Source organism: Paenibacillus sp. MAEPY2, assembly GCF_000499205.1.
In the GTDB taxonomy this organism is placed as follows: Bacteria; Bacillota; Bacilli; order Paenibacillales; family Paenibacillaceae; genus Paenibacillus; species Paenibacillus vandeheii.
The window spans coordinates 1-14,624 of sequence record NZ_AWUK01000007.1 but is presented as its reverse complement, the minus strand read 5'-3'; the positions used below and the strand labels follow the sequence as shown (position 1 = coordinate 14,624).

The 14,624-nt window shown below is 47.2% G+C and carries 13 protein-coding genes and 1 riboswitch; of the genes, 1 reads left to right on the top strand and 12 read right to left on the bottom strand.

Going from position 1 to position 14,624, the window contains the following annotated elements; translation table 11 throughout:
- Window positions 1-23: 23 nt before the first annotated feature.
- From P364_RS0104835 to metA, 6 genes are all read right to left on the bottom strand, one after another.
- The gene (locus P364_RS0104835) at window positions 24-1,037 is read right to left on the bottom strand and encodes a zinc-binding alcohol dehydrogenase family protein (protein ID WP_024629025.1); all 1,014 of its coding nucleotides are present in this window, start codon (window positions 1,035-1,037) and stop codon (window positions 24-26) included.
- On the bottom strand, window positions 1,034-2,011 hold the full coding sequence (locus P364_RS0104830) for an aldo/keto reductase (protein WP_024629024.1): 978 nt from the start codon (window positions 2,009-2,011) through the stop codon (window positions 1,034-1,036). Before P364_RS0104830 ends, P364_RS0104835 begins: the two co-directional genes overlap by 4 nt.
- Window positions 2,012-2,264: 253 nt before the next feature.
- Window positions 2,265-3,401 (bottom strand): cyclic dehypoxanthinyl futalosine synthase, encoded by a 1,137-nt coding sequence (mqnC, locus tag P364_RS0104825; protein ID WP_024629023.1) that lies wholly within the window; start codon window positions 3,399-3,401, stop codon window positions 2,265-2,267.
- 244 nt (window positions 3,402-3,645) lie between these two features.
- A complete protein-coding gene (locus P364_RS0104820; RefSeq protein ID WP_024629022.1) occupies window positions 3,646-4,839 on the bottom strand; it encodes a trans-sulfuration enzyme family protein in 1,194 nt (397 codons plus the stop codon).
- Window positions 4,832-6,019 carry an aminotransferase class I/II-fold pyridoxal phosphate-dependent enzyme gene (locus P364_RS0104815; RefSeq protein ID WP_024629021.1) on the bottom strand — a complete coding sequence of 396 codons (1,188 nt, stop codon included), beginning with the start codon at window positions 6,017-6,019 and terminating at the stop codon, window positions 4,832-4,834. The genes P364_RS0104820 and P364_RS0104815 overlap by 8 nt, the downstream gene beginning before the upstream one ends.
- Before the next feature lie 24 nt (window positions 6,020-6,043).
- Window positions 6,044-6,961, bottom strand: a complete 918-nt coding sequence (metA, locus tag P364_RS0104810) for a homoserine O-acetyltransferase MetA (protein ID WP_024629020.1) — start codon at window positions 6,959-6,961, stop codon at window positions 6,044-6,046.
- A 234-nt stretch (window positions 6,962-7,195) separates the two neighbouring features.
- A riboswitch (SAM riboswitch) is annotated at window positions 7,196-7,321 on the bottom strand.
- A gap of 453 nt (window positions 7,322-7,774) precedes the next feature.
- On the opposite strand from metA, the gene corA reads away from it, so the two are divergent.
- Window positions 7,775-8,710 (top strand): magnesium/cobalt transporter CorA, encoded by a 936-nt coding sequence (gene corA / locus P364_RS0104805; protein ID WP_024629019.1) that lies wholly within the window; start codon window positions 7,775-7,777, stop codon window positions 8,708-8,710.
- Between the two features lie 91 nt (window positions 8,711-8,801).
- Here corA and P364_RS0104800 read toward each other — a convergent pair whose 3' ends face one another.
- The 6 genes from P364_RS0104800 to P364_RS0104775 all read right to left on the bottom strand — a co-directional run bounded on the left by P364_RS0104800 (window position 8,802) and on the right by P364_RS0104775 (window position 14,434).
- On the bottom strand, window positions 8,802-9,803 hold the full coding sequence (locus tag P364_RS0104800) for an HRDC domain-containing protein (RefSeq protein WP_024629018.1): 1,002 nt from the start codon (window positions 9,801-9,803) through the stop codon (window positions 8,802-8,804).
- Between the two features lie 183 nt (window positions 9,804-9,986).
- Complete coding sequence (locus P364_RS0104795; RefSeq protein WP_024629017.1) at window positions 9,987-10,865, bottom strand: ROK family protein; 879 nt, start codon at window positions 10,863-10,865, stop codon at window positions 9,987-9,989.
- A 70-nt stretch (window positions 10,866-10,935) separates the two neighbouring features.
- A complete protein-coding gene (locus P364_RS0104790; protein WP_024629016.1) occupies window positions 10,936-11,631 on the bottom strand; it encodes an MOSC domain-containing protein in 696 nt (231 codons plus the stop codon).
- Window positions 11,632-11,660: 29 nt separating this feature from the next.
- Window positions 11,661-12,767 carry a phosphodiester glycosidase family protein gene (locus tag P364_RS0104785; protein WP_328285948.1) on the bottom strand — a complete coding sequence of 369 codons (1,107 nt, stop codon included), beginning with the start codon at window positions 12,765-12,767 and terminating at the stop codon, window positions 11,661-11,663.
- Between the two features lie 5 nt (window positions 12,768-12,772).
- Window positions 12,773-13,666 carry a 5'-3' exonuclease gene (locus P364_RS0104780; RefSeq protein WP_024629014.1) on the bottom strand — a complete coding sequence of 298 codons (894 nt, stop codon included), beginning with the start codon at window positions 13,664-13,666 and terminating at the stop codon, window positions 12,773-12,775.
- Window positions 13,667-14,068: 402 nt separating this feature from the next.
- On the bottom strand, window positions 14,069-14,434 hold the full coding sequence (locus tag P364_RS0104775; RefSeq protein ID WP_024629013.1) for an arsenate reductase family protein: 366 nt from the start codon (window positions 14,432-14,434) through the stop codon (window positions 14,069-14,071).
- Between the last annotated feature and the right edge of the window lie 190 nt (window positions 14,435-14,624).

Genomic DNA, 14,624 nt, shown 5'->3' with positions numbered 1-14,624 from the left:
GAGAGTTTTTTCAGTTATTATTTTTATAACTCCACTATCGCTTTCACTACATGCGAATCCGGTTGTAACCATGTGTCGATCGAATCAGGCAATTGATTAAAACTCGTCCGGTGTGTAATGTAATCATCCATGTTCAGCTTTTTCTCCCGCAGGATCGACTTGACCTGCTCAAAATCATCCCGCGTTGCATTTCGGCTGCCCAGAATGCTCATCTCCCGCTTGTGAAAGTCCGGATCATGAAAGGAAATATCGGCTTTGACCAGTCCAACAAAGATTAATTGACCACCATGAGCCACATAATGGATCGCATCATTCATCGAATGCATGTTTCCTGTTGCATCAAAGACAGCCGTCGCATAGTCCCCATCCGTGATTTCGGCAACGTGCTGGGCCGCTTGTTCATTGGCCTGAACCAAAGCATCCACTCCCGCCCACGTGCGGCTAAGCTCCAGCCTGTCCACATTCCGATCAATGGCAATGACCCGAACACCCGCCTGTTTGGCAAATGCCATCACACCAAGTCCAATCGGTCCAGCTCCAATGACAACAACCTGATCTCCAGGCCTTAGTCTGGCTCTTCTGACCGCATGAGCACCAATACTCAGCGGTTCTATCATCGCAGTTTCATCCAGTGTAAGCCCTTCGGCTTGGATCAGATGCGAAACAGGCACAACGATTCTCTCTCGCATGCCTCCGTCCACATGAACACCCATCACTTGCATGGACACACAACAATTCGTTTTACCCGATCGGCAAGCGATACAATGGCCACAATGCAAATATGGAATAATACTCACCTGATCTCCCGGCTTCAAGCCCGCTTCATTGGGCCCGATCTCTTCAATAATTCCTGCAAGCTCATGACCCAGTACTCGGGGATAGGTGAAAAATGGCTGATTCCCTTTGTAAGCATGCAAATCTGTGCCACAGATTCCAATCCGTCGGATGGATACCAGCGCCTGATTTTCGGTTCTTTGGGGTTCAGCTATGTCTTGCAACGCCAAACGATTTATTTCTTCACATATAACCGCTCTCATTCCTGTTCCCCCTTCGATGATGATTGTGCCTTCAAGTGATGTGCAATGTTGTATTCAGGGCGGCCGCTGGCCCAGCTCTCATTATGAATTGGAGCCAGAATACGCAGCACCTCCGATAACAGTTCCTGGTCTAGTGGTTCTTCGATCCAGGCTGCATTGTTGCGGATATTATGTTCGCTTGCACTGCTGACCAATGTCGTTGGAATCTGTTCATTGGCTGTTGCAAACTGCACGGCAAGCTTGGCGATGTCACTGCCTTGTTCCGCACAGAACCGCGCTGCTTGCAGACAGACCTGCTTCACACGATCATCTGCCGGGTGCCAGGCAGGAGTGCCTCTTGTGCTTAATAAACCCATGGAAAGAGGCGAAGCGTTCACAAGGCCAATTGCTTTCTTTTCCAAAAGAGGCAGCAAGGACAGCAGTGAAGTGTCATTCAGTGCATAATGGCAATAGGAAATGATTGCGTCAGCATCAATCTGTGGCAATACCTTTTCGAATAACGGCAGTGGTAATCCACAAATTCCTGCATGGCGAATCACTCCCTGCTCTTTCAGGCGGAGTAAGGTGGGGAAAGCTTCTTCAATAATGATTTCGGCCGGGACAAACTCAATGTCATGCAGGAACAAAATGTCGATATAATCGGTATGCAGTCGATCCAGACTCTCTTGTACACTATCATGTATCCGCTTACGCGAAAAATCAAATGTATTCTCACCATAACGTCCAGCTTTCGTCGATAGCGTAAACGAGCTGCGTTGCAAACTGCGAAGGGCCTCTCCAAGTACGGCTTCTGCCTTCGTTAATCCATAATAGGGCGAAACATCTATATAATTCATCCCTGCATCTACAGCAGCGTGTACCGTACGAACCCCCTCACCCCGGTCAATATCACGAAATACCGAACCTAGTGAGGATGCTCCAAAGCTTAATACAGGTACTTCCAGTCCCGTCTTTCCAAGTCTTCTTGTTTTCATCGGCCTGCCCCTTCCCAGCATGTCTGCTTACCTCAAGTGCCCTTTCATTGTAACAGTTCGATTTCAATATAAAATATCTCCAAATGCGTAATATGTACTGTTTGATGATCTGTGAATAATCGCTGGTATGAAGAAAAATTAAAAAAGTCCGCCGATTCCCCTTATAAAGAGTAATCAACGGACTTCATATCCAAACGGACTAAATCAGCTTATCGATTCAATTCGTCAGCTTGGTATAGATTTAAGATTGATATTAGTTCTGCATTACGAAATCTTCATGAATGGCATTTTCTTCATCAAATGTGCGCAAAATATCATATCTTGTGTTACGCTGTGCCGGAATATAGCCCGACTCCCGAATCAGTTGTGTAATCGAACTAATGTTGACTTTGTACGTCGCACCTGCAGCAGATACCACATTCTCTTCAATCATGGTGCTACCAAAGTCATTGCAGCCAAATTCGAGTGATTTTTTGCCGACTTCAGGTCCCATCGTTACCCATGAGGATTGAATGTTTTTGATGTTGTCGAGTACCAGTCGACTGATCGCTACCGTCTTCAGGTACTCTTCCGGTGTCTGACGCTCCAGCTTCAGATTCGTATTATCCGGTTGGAATGTCCAAGGAATGAAAGCCAGGAATCCTTCGGAATCATACTTGTTCGCAATGCACTCATCTTGAGCTTCACGTACACGAAGCAGATGCAATGCGCGCTCTTCCATCGTTTCACCAAGGCCGATAACCATCGTTGCCGTTGTGTTCATACCAATACGGTGAGCTGTTTGCATCACGTCCATCCAATCGCGCCATGAACCTTTCAGACGGCTGATTTTCCGGCGTGTACGGTCATCCAGGATTTCGGCACCACCACCAGGCAGGGAATCCAGTCCCGCTTCGTGAATCGCACGAACAACCTCTTCCAGAGTAAGACCGTCGGATACTTCAACCATTTTCATAATTTCAGCAGGAGAGAAGGAGTGCATCGTAATATTAGGGAAACGCTCCTTGATCGCTTTAAGCAGGTCCGTGTAATAGCTAAACGGCAGATTCGGATTCGTTCCGCCCTGCATCAGAATTTCGGTACCGTTCACGTCTTCGGTTTCCTTGATCTTCTGGAAAATGACTTCATCGGGAAGTACATACCCTTCCTCAGAGCCAGGTCTCCGGTAGAAAGCACAAAAACGGCAGTACACATCACACACGTTCGTGTAGTTGACGTTACGCCCAATAACAAATGTTCTGTATGGTTCGGGATGCATGCGTTTTACAATCACATTGGCGGCTGCCCCGATTTTGTCTACTTCATTCGATTCAAACAGCTGAATCGTGTCTTCCAAGTCCAAACGTTCGCCCCGAAGGGCTTTATCTAAGATACGGTCTACCGTACTCATCGTAAAAAAGCCTCCCTCATGAAGAGAAAATATAATCACGATCCGTCCCAACTTGTTCATATAGATGAAAGTTTTGGTGGCAACATCGCATTTCTGTACTCCACATATCGTAACACAGGTTACATGTGAAAAAAAGCACCTTATGCGCAGGTGCTTTAAAAATTAATAAAAATGTTTACATATGGTATCTATTTCATTTCTTTTTCAGGCGCGCTCTAACACCCTTGTTTCAATACTACCGACTCTACGAGTCCTGAAGTGCTTGATCCAGATCGGCAATCAGGTCATCGATGTCTTCCAGTCCAACCGAGAAGCGCAGTAATCCGTCCGTGATTCCCCGATCACGACGAACCTCAGCCGGCATAGCCGCATGAGACATCATCGCAGGATAAGATAAGATACTTTCAACCGCACCCAAGCTCACGGCAACAATTGGCAATTTCACACGGTTAAGTACAGCCTTGGCCCGATCGCCTGAACCGACGTCAAACGACACGACCGCGCCATACCCGCTTGACTGACGTTCGTGAGCTTCACGGCCGGGATGATCCAGCAGCCCCGGATAAAATACAGCCGTAATATCACTGCGTCCACTGAGCCAGGCTGCCAGCTTGGCAGTGCTCTGTTCACTGTGTGCCATGCGTGCACCCAAGGTCTTCATGCCGCGCATCAGCAGCCAGGATTCCTGAGCACCCAGCACGGTTCCCAGTCCATTCTGCAATTGTTTGAGCTGTCTTCCCAGTGAATCCGTCCGTGCAACAGCTAAACCTGCCAGCACATCACTGTGTCCGCCAAGAAACTTGGTGGCACTATGTACGACAATATCCACCCCGAGCTCGATTGGACGTTGGTAGTAAGGTGTCATAAAAGTGTTATCAAGAATGGAGATTAACTCCTGTTCCTGTGCCCAAGAGGTGACCGCAGCAATATCCGTGATCCGAAGTGTCGGGTTGGATGGTGTCTCCATATAGACTGCCTTCGTATTCGGTTTAAGCGCTGCCTTTACTTCCTCAATATTGGTCATATCCACAAAGGTAGTCTCAATCTGCATCCGGTTCAGAATGGAAGTAAGCAGTCGATAGGTACCTCCATATACGTCTTCCGTTACAATCATGTGATCTCCTGCAGAGAACATCATGAACACGCTGGAGATGGCAGCCATGCCGGAGGAATAGGCAAATCCGCGGGCTCCACCTTCCAATAATGTAATGTAATCCTCCAATGCCTGACGAGTCGGGTTACCCGAACGGCTATAATCATGTTGAGGCGGATTAAAAATATCAAAATGATGGAATGTGGAAGCCTGGTAAATTGGCACGCTGGAAGCCCCGGTTGTTTTATCGATTTCGTCACCGAAATGCAGCAGCTTGGTATCGAACTTCAGGTCGGAATGAACATTCCGTTCAGGATTGTTGGCATTATTGTTTTGCTCACTCATGATGCGCTCCTCCTTCAATCTCCTGCTGTGCAGCTGTGAGTGCATTGCCCAGATCGGCAATCAGATCTTCGGCATGCTCGATCCCTACAGAGAAGCGCAACAGACGGTCATCCACACCTACAGCGTCACGAATTTCAATCGGGATATCCGCATGGGTCTGTACCGCAGGATAGGTCATCAACGACTCTACACCACCGAGACTTTCCGCAAAAGCAATCAGCTTAATATGACGCAGCAACGGTTCAACATAACGGGCATCCTTTACTTTGAAAGAGAAGATGCCTGTGTTCCCGCTCGACTGTTTATTCTGTATTTCAAATCCGGGATGATCCGACAATCCAGGATGATATACTTCGTTAACGGCTGGGTGTTCCAAAAGGTACTTGGCAATCGTCAAGGCATTATACTCATGCCGCTCCATACGAAGAGCAAGTGTCTTCATACCTTTCATCAACTGATAGGAGTCGCTTGGAGACAATACTGCACCAATGGAATTGTGCAGGAATGCCATTTCGGCTGACAATTCTTCTCCTTTGGTAATAATTAATCCGGCAAGGACATCATTATGACCACCCAGATACTTCGTGGCACTATGGATGATGATATCGGCACCGAGTTCAATTGGACGCTGGAAGAACGGAGTCAGTAGTGTATTATCTACAATAGTCAGCAAGTTGTGGCTCTTCGCCCAGGAGCAGACCGCTTCCACATCTGTAATCATCATTAGTGGATTGGTTGGTGTCTCAATAAATACTGCTTTTGTGTTCGGCTGACGGATACTTTCCAGAGCTGCAAGATCATTGGTATCTACGTAACTTGCTGTCACACCGAATCGAGACAGGATGCGTTCAAGCAAACGATACGTCCCCCCGTACAGATCCAGCGATACAATGAGATGATCTCCTTGACCGAATAAAGCAAAAATCGTTTGCAAAGCTGCCATGCCGGAGCTACAGGCAAAACCTGCATCCCCCGACTCCAATGCCGCCGCTGCTTCTTCCAATACTTTACGGGTTGGATTGGTCGTACGGATATAATCAAACCCCGTGCTTTGTCCAAGCTTCGGGTGGCGAAACGCAGTGGATTGATAGATCGGAAAATTAATGGCACCCGTTACCGGTTCATTGATGGACCCAATTTGAGCCAATCGGCTCTCGATTTTCAACTTGTTGTCTTCCATTGCAGCATCCTCCTGTAATGTCGATTAAATTTGCGGACCAATATCGTAAGGCGTCTCTTGATACACATAGTAATTGAGCCAATTAGAGAATAATAAGTTTGCATGTGCCCTCCAGGTAGCCGGAGGCACACGGGAAGGGTCGTCATTCGGGAAATAATGTCTCGGCAGCGCAATATCCATGCCTTTGGATGCATCCCGGTCATATTCCCATTTTAATGAAAGCGGATCATACTCGGCATGTCCGGTAGCGAAAATTTGTTTGCCGTCTTTGGTGGCGACCAGAAAAATACCGGCTTCCTCCGATTCAGCCAAAATTTCCAGACTTTCATTCTTTTCAATATCTTCACGGCGCACTTCCGTATGTCGGGAATGCGGAACGTTAAATACTTCATCAAATCCACGCAGCAAAGGCACGTTGGATCTGTTGATCGTGTGTGAGAATACGCCAAAACATTTTTCATCCAGCGGAACCTTTGGAACTCCGAAATGATGGTATAAACCCGCTTGGGAAGCCCAACATATATGCATGGTCGAAGTCACATTGGTTTTGGTCCATTCGAAGATCTCCTGGATTTCTTTCCAATAGTTCACGTCTTCAAAATCCATTTGCTCTACAGGAGCTCCCGTAATGATCATGCCGTCAAAACGGCGGTGCTCAATCTCGTCAAAGGTTTTGTAGAACAGGTCTAAATATTCCTGGGATGTGTTCTTGGACGTATGAGACTTCGGATGAACCAGAACGATATCTACCTGAATGGGTGTGTTACCTACCAGACGAAGCAATTGAGTTTCTGTCGTTTCCTTAGTAGGCATCAGGTTTAATATAGCGATACGGAGCGGACGAATATCCTGCTGATAAGCGGATGTCTCATCCATGACAAAGATGTTCTCTCCTGCGAGTACTTCCTTGGCAGGCAGTGTGTCTGGAATTTTGATTGGCATAGTGGTTCTAACTCCTCCTTGTGCATAAATAGATGCAGCCACTGCGGGTGCGATACGACTCGCATCCGAACAGTTATAGGCTGCCATGAGCTTGCCTGCAGGCGCTGAATTGCAACCACATTGCTAGCGGCAAGCTCAAGTTCCTTAGCGAAAATCACTGCTGAGAAGTCGGTGCATATAACAAAGACCTTCCTCGGATTCCGAGAAAGGTCATATGTAAATAGATATGCGCCTCTCTCATCTCTCAGTTACAACAGTGTCAACTTGGACACTTGGTCGCTGCAAGAATTAGCACCGTGCGGTATACCGCCGGTTGCCGGGTTTCATCGGGCCAGTCCCTCCACCTACTCTTGATAAGATTTCGCTTTATTTAATTGTAAAATCTAGTCTGGTTCACCGTTTACTTTAAAACATTAATCCCCTCACGTCAAGGTGTAGTTCAATGTCTGTTCATCTGGATCGGAACCGTTCGTCAGCCGTTGTCATACACTGCTCCAGGGCGCGAAATCGACACATTTTTGCGCTTGAAAGGACTCTGTACCAGCGGTATACTAGACAAGTGTTGTAAACCCTTATGTGAGAGGTGACATATTCAATGGATGGCGACCCGAGGCCTGACTGGCAGCCGAATTCCGACAAACTGCATAGAGAATTGATATCAGCATGCCGGCAGCGGGACGTTACTTCCGTTTGGTTATAAAGCGAACGCAGTCCTGACTTTCAGGCTCCGCTGCCGACCGGCTGATCTGTTCTTTTTGCGCCCATATTGATGAAATCCGCCCATTTGGCGGGTGCAGAAGGAGTAGATGAACAATGAAAATCCGGTTGGTAAACAACGGTGTATTTATTCCGGTGGATGACATTCAGCAGGCGCTGACTCCACCAGCGGAGGGATTTTACTGGATTGATGCGGACGTAGACGATTTGGCGGTACTTCAACCGCTGTTCATGATGCATGATCTGGCCGTAGAAGACTGCTTGAGTGACGAAGAACAACGTCCGAAGATTGAAATTTATGAGAGCCATTATTTTATTGTTATTAATAGCATTCGTTTTGATGATGAAGAGATTTTTTTACGTGCCGTCAACCTCTTCCTTGGCAGACACTTTATTATCAGTGTGACCAAACAGAAAGTCAGCGAATTGCGAACATTGAAGCCGATCCTATGGGAACAGGAGATCAGTACGCCGGATAAGCTGCTGTATCTGCTGGTTGACTTGATTGTTGATAATTATTTCACAGTTGGTGACCGGATTGAAGCGCGCATTGAGAAGCTTGAAGAAGACATCCTGATGCACACCAAGAAGTCTCATCTGAATGAGATTATCGGGCTGCGCAGTGAGATTCTATGGCTGAAGAAAGTTCTGGGACCTCAGAAAGAGGTCATTAATACACTTAACAAAAAAGATCTGCGTCTTATTGATGATCAACTGCAGAAGTATTTCAGTGACATTTATGAGAATGCTGTGAAAATATCCGAAACCTTTGAGACTTATCGCGACTTGATGGGGAACTTGCGAGAAGCTTACCAATCCAGTATCGCCAACCGGGCGAATGAGATCATGCGTGTGTTCACCGCCATTACGACGGTGTTCATGCCGCTGACGGTCATCACCGGCATCTATGGTATGAACTTCACGAACATGCCTGAGTTGAACTGGAAGTATGGTTATTTTGTGGTCATTGGCCTGATGGTGACACTGGGCCTCAGCATGTTCTTTATTTTCCGCAAAAAAGATTGGGTTTGAACTAACTAAGAAAGACGAAGCGCTCCGCATCTGGAGAAACGCCTCGTCTTTTTTGTACGCTTATGAATGAAACTACCGATCTATGTTCAATCTAGCCCGCATGTTGCTCCGTCTCTGTGTGACGACGAAACCGGATTCGAATCATGCGCAGTCTTTCGTAGACCTGCTCCAGATTGCCTCCGCCAGGCTTCTCTTCTCCATACACTTTATGTAACACAGGCTTCAGAAACGTATCTCCCAGCTCCTCGTAGGCGCTCCATACCGCTTCTTGCTCTTGTTCAGGCATGATAGCGAGCTCCGCGTCCAGCAGACAATCTGTGTCATACCCCTCCAGATCCAGTGTCTCCAACAGCTCAATCAGCTCCCGCCGGGATAATCCGGAACGATTCACGATCTCCTCCAGCGTATGCCCTTCCTTCATTCCTTCGAGTACCTGCTTGCGTGTAGTGAATTTGTCTAATTCCTGCTTGTATTTCTGCTCTCTCTGTTTGTACAGCCAGCTCTCATATTCCTGTTCCTTCAGCACCGTATACACCCACTCTAGCGGAAAAGACGTGGAACGTTCCAATCCATTCGTAAGCTCCAGCCATTCAGCTCCGTACTCGGTCGCCTTACTTTCTCCTACGCCAGGCAGTTGCATCAATTCATCTATCGTTTGTGGAACAAATGCACTGATCAGGCGCAATAGCCGATTCGTTGCAATAAAATAGGGGGCCTTCCGATCAGACGCCGCTCTTTTCCTGCGCCATATGCAAAGATCCATATACAGCCCCTCATTGCCATATAATTCACTGTAACAGTGAAGACGCTGACCGCCATAGCTGCGCGACTTCAAATCATCATTTTCGTGAAACAACCCCTGCAGCAACGGACGATACCCTTCGCCCATCTGTATCGCTAACTGATGACGATAAACATGTAACAGTTCGTCCCAAGAGCTTCCATCATACCAGATCGCATCCTCACGATCTCCTTCTTCATATTCGCTCCATCCCAGATGCCACTCCCCTTCTTCTTCACCAATCCACAGCTGCGCATGCTCTTCATTCTGACCTGACATTCTGGATAACCTGTTCATGAAAATGACTTCCATTTCTTGTCCCTCCTTCAATAGTTCAGCTCGACACAGTCTGTATTGTGCTATCTTGAACAGCACAAAAAACACCTCTCCTGCAAAATCCATGCAAGAGAGGTGCTTCCTCATAAACCGTGCTATGCTGTTGCTCATATATTACCACAATGGAAAAATTCGTCAACCATTAGTTTATAAAGCTATTTACTTGTTCAAAGCCAATTTTGCCAGCGCAAGTGAACCACACAATCCCGCATTATCACCAAGTCCCGGTGAAACGACATATTGGTCAATTTCGGACTGAAGTGCAGGATGCTGAACGTATCCGGCGAGCAATTCCTGCAATTTGCTGCGAACCATTGGGAACAGATGCTCCTGCTTCATTACGCCACCACCCATTACAATTTTCTGCGGAGTGAGGATCAATACATAATTCATCAAAGCATGCGCCAGGTAATGCGCTTCAATCTCCCAGGCCTTGTGATCAGCTGGCAGTTCGTAAGCCGGTTGCTCCCAACGTTTATTGATGGCAGGACCTGCGGCAAGGCCTTCCAGACAGTCTCCATGATACGGACAGAACCCTTCATACGTATCTTCGGGATGTCTGCGTACAATGATGTGTCCCATCTCTGGATGTGACAAGCCATGGACCATTTTGCCACCTACAACTGCGCCTGCACCAATGCCCGTTCCAACCGTAATATATAGACAGCTATCCAGGCCTTGTGCAGCCCCCCAGGTTGCTTCCCCGAGTGCTGCACCATTTACATCCGTATCGAATGTCATCGGTACATCAAAGTGCTCCTTGAGCTTACCAATCATATTGTACTGTCCCCAATGTGGTTTCGGTGTTGTTGTGATATAACCATAGGTCGGACTTCCTTCAATCGGATCAATCGGTCCAAATGAACCTACACCCAAAGCCTCAATGCCTTTACCTTCAAAAAAAGCAATGACTTGAGCCATCGTCTCTTCCGGTGTCGTCGTTGGAAAGCTTACGCGTTCAAGAACTTCTCCTTCTTCCGTACCGATACCACATACAAATTTGGTGCCTCCAGCTTCAATTGCGCCTAAAATCGTCATGTTAGTCACACTCCCAAGTAGTTTAAATTTAAAATGGATCTTCCAATCTGCTCTCTGAACGAAGGCATGGTTAATCCAGTTCAGCAGCTTCGAGCTTGGCCAATCGCTTCAACAAGGACTGCTTCCAGCTGTCGGACAGCGTTGAAATGGCCAGCAACGCACGCATACCAACCGCATCATGCTTCCCCTGATGCATAATTCGATTAGCTTCCAGAATGGTCATTGATGCAGGATCAGTGCTGATTTGTCTGAATGTTGCAGAAGGAGTTACCTCGCCCTCTTGCAGCACTCGAAAATAAAATCCGGTATGTCCGCTCTCCTGAAAATAAACTGGCAGCTCTTTGTAATCATACCGGGCGCCAAGCTTGAAGCAAGGCTGTCTTGGCTGGCTGACCTGTACCTTGGCTTCCCCCAATTCATACACATCACCAATCCGGACTTCATCCTCCATACAGCCTTCAACAGTCAGATTTTCTCCACAAGCCCCCCAGTCCAGCTTGCGATCCATCAGTTGTTCAAGCGCCGGATAACGACTGTAATCGTATACACAAACTGCCTTATCCGGTCCGCCATGATGCTCCAGATCTGCCTGACCATCTCCTGTCATTCCGGTGAATGACAGGAAGACCGGGCTGGATATGGGATGCTTCACAATGCCGCTCATCACTTCGCGCTTCTGACCAGGTAATGCCTGAGGTTGCCCCACATTTACAGCTAGTACAGCGGTCTTGCTTTCATCTGGCTTCCGGTTGTGTGTGAGTGTCATCTGATCATACCTCCCATAATAGCTTTCTTTTAACGAACAGAGCCACCAAAAACAAGCGTATTACTTAACAAACGGCCCGGGGAAGTAAGCATTTTGCCGCCAGCGTACATGCCTGAAGATGCTCCACCATCCAGATTCATTGCCTGCTTGGCACCGAGCTTCTGCATGACAGCAGCCCATTCCTTGATTGTCGCTCCCGAAACGGTAGCCAGCATAACCGAACCATCGGCCATAATGGCAATACCGCTTCTTGCTCCGGAGGCATTGAGAATTTTGGTATCCTTGAAGCCCTCACTCGCTGGATTTACGGCTACTTTGCCGTCTTTCACCAGACGCGGACCTGCGCCCACAGCGGTGACTACATCTTGCCAAGGAATCTCCTTGCCTGCTGCGTTGGTGTATTTATAATTCATCTCTACAGTTGAACCAACGGTGAAGCGGTCCGACGAAGATTTCTGATTTCCCATGAAGACCAGCACCGAGCCATTCTTCGGAATAGCTACATTGGTATTGGGTATCTTCTTGGTCACAATCCCTTTCTCCATCACAACGGCAGTACCTCCCTTGAACCCAACTGTGGATCCCCGCTCTGGCGTGTATAACATCGTAATACTCGCATTTGCGGAAGGGGTTCGGTTGATAAAGGTCGCATACCAACTGCGTGATTTCCCTTCTGTATCTGTTACTTTACCCGTCAGGCTCACTTGAAGCGAATCCATGATGGCCGAGCCATCTTCCTTAAATCCGATCGTTGTTCCGTATCTTCCAATATGTATAACCTTGCCATTTGCTAATAACATGCCGTATGGATCTGGAGCTCCGTTATAGGCTTCAAAAAACGCTCCATTAATGGCTGCTTGTGCTCCATAAGCCTTGACAATCGAAGGTAATGTTGCAGTCTGACCGACCTGCTTCTTCGCTAATCCTACGGTAACTGGTGTACCCTTGGGAATACTAACCGTCTGCACGGTAAAACTGCGTCCTGCTGCTTTTACTTTCTGTACTTTGGTGCTAATTGCCGCTTTGGCATCTACTGTCTTTGGAGCACTCACCGCTCCTGAAAAGATTACAGGCAAAGCAAGGACGAGGGCCATAGCCCCTGTCCACCACTTTTTGCCCGTCCGTTTTGTCTGCATACTACTCACCCAATTGCCACTCCCATCCAAGAGCCTAGGCTCTTCATCTCAAGTTGTTCGAACTTGTCCATCACCATATCCGGGTCAAGACGCAATTCACATACATCCAGTGCACAAGCTACCGGAACTGCACAGTGAATCTCTGCCAGTTTGCGAGACAGATGAAGCATATCGAGATCATTCTCAATCTTGTTACGTACCGAAGGTGTAAGCTTATCCATATTGTCCAGGATACCTTCAATGGAGCCAAACTCCTGCACCAGCTTCAATGCCGTCTTTTCTCCAATGCCCCGTACCCCGGGATAATTGTCACTGGCATCGCCCATCAGACCCTTCATGTCAATCACTTGACGGGGTGTGAGCTGTTTCTCCGACATCAGGGATTCAGGTGTATAGACCATGTAATTGCCATGACCTTTTTTCATAATAATAATGCTAGTGCGGTCATCAATCAGCTGCAGCATATCGTGGTCACCCGTAAGTACCATCACGTTCATATCCGTCTGCTCGGTGTAATACTTGGCTAGTGTACCGATGCAATCATCAGCCTCATATCCTTGAGCGCCAATATTCGGAATGTTCAAACTATCCATCACTTCACGAATCAGAGCAAACTGAGGAATCAGATCATCCGGAGCTTCCGGACGGTTCCCCTTGTACGCTGCATACTCTTCACCGCGAAACGTCTTGCCCCCCATATCCCAACAGCATACGACATGACTTGGCCCAAAGGTCTGAACCGCATCCCAGAAATAACGGATAAATCCGTATACTGCGTTGGTTGGCACGCCTGCCTTTGTACGTCTGATATATCCGCTTGCAGATGTTGCATAGAATGCACGGAACAACACCGCCATACCATCTACCAGCAACAAAGTAGGTTCATTACGTTGATTCACTTGATTTTGTTCTCTCCTGTCCTGATTCCATAGAAAATTGAACTAAAGAATATTTACACTTGCCACTCCGATGACAGAACAACCTTCTGATCGCTGTTATCCCCAGATTTTTTTGATTCCCTTCTTCAAAAGGGAAAATCCGTTGATAAAGGCGAAGTGTATGCTTCCGATGGAGCTTTCTTTTAGAAAGCTTTTAGCTCCGCTTCCTCAGGTTATTTCTGTCCTCTCCGTTCTCGTGTAAATCTTTAGCTAAGTTTCTATAGCAAATAAAATATCGAACTAATTCTATCATTATAGCATAGTTCCGCCAAGGATCGACCAGCCAAAAAAGCCCTGAAATTTGAACATTCAGAGCTTTTTTACCTTGGTTCATTTAACAATATGAAATCATTCAACTATAAATTACGCGTTGTTCCATTCCTGCTCATACGTGTCTTCCTTGAACCCTACAGTCACTTTGTGACCATCCGTAACGATTGGACGTTTGATCAAACGACCATTGGAAGCCAGCAAACGAATCTGCTCTTCTGCGGACAACCCCGGCAGCTTGTCCTTCAATTGCTGCTCCTTGTATACTTCCCCACTCGTGTTGAAGAACTTCTTCACTTCAAGTCCGCTCTTCTGAATCAAGTCACTCAATTCTGCTTCGGATGGTGGTGTGTCGAAAATGGGGATTAAGTCCAGCTCATGCCCCTGAGCTTCCAGCCATTTTACCGCTTTGCGGCATGTGCCGCATTTCGCATATTGATATACTTTTAGATTACTCATCGTTATTTGCCCTCCTGAAATGCTCCGGTTTCTGTTTCTCGCTTCCCTTGGTTTGCTTCGCAAATCCAAAAGTCGCTCCAAACCGATACCATCGCACTGTAATTGTGAACCGCTTTGCGAATGAAAAAAATATCCATTCGGCTATATGATTTTAAGATCAAAACCTTAAAACCTTAAGACCTTAAGACCT

Coding starts and splice junctions, on each gene's coding strand:
- metA (WP_024629020.1), bottom strand. CDS start 6,961: ATGCCAATCAAAATTCCAGACACACTGCCTGCCAAGGAAGTACTCGCA.
- P364_RS0104815 (WP_024629021.1), bottom strand. CDS start 6,019: ATGGAAGACAACAAGTTGAAAATCGAGAGCCGATTGGCTCAAATTGGG.
- P364_RS0104795 (WP_024629017.1), bottom strand. CDS start 10,865: ATGACGATTTTAGGCGCAATTGAAGCTGGAGGCACCAAATTTGTATGT.
- P364_RS0104830 (WP_024629024.1), bottom strand. CDS start 2,011: ATGAAAACAAGAAGACTTGGAAAGACGGGACTGGAAGTACCTGTATTA.
- mqnC (WP_024629023.1), bottom strand. CDS start 3,401: ATGAGTACGGTAGACCGTATCTTAGATAAAGCCCTTCGGGGCGAACGT.
- P364_RS0104775 (WP_024629013.1), bottom strand. CDS start 14,434: ATGAGTAATCTAAAAGTATATCAATATGCGAAATGCGGCACATGCCGC.
- P364_RS0104800 (WP_024629018.1), bottom strand. CDS start 9,803: ATGGAAGTCATTTTCATGAACAGGTTATCCAGAATGTCAGGTCAGAAT.
- P364_RS0104785 (WP_328285948.1), bottom strand. CDS start 12,767: ATGCAGACAAAACGGACGGGCAAAAAGTGGTGGACAGGGGCTATGGCC.
- P364_RS0104820 (WP_024629022.1), bottom strand. CDS start 4,839: ATGAGTGAGCAAAACAATAATGCCAACAATCCTGAACGGAATGTTCAT.
- P364_RS0104835 (WP_024629025.1), bottom strand. CDS start 1,037: ATGAGAGCGGTTATATGTGAAGAAATAAATCGTTTGGCGTTGCAAGAC.
- P364_RS0104790 (WP_024629016.1), bottom strand. CDS start 11,631: ATGACACTCACACACAACCGGAAGCCAGATGAAAGCAAGACCGCTGTA.
- corA (WP_024629019.1), top strand. CDS start 7,775: ATGAAAATCCGGTTGGTAAACAACGGTGTATTTATTCCGGTGGATGAC.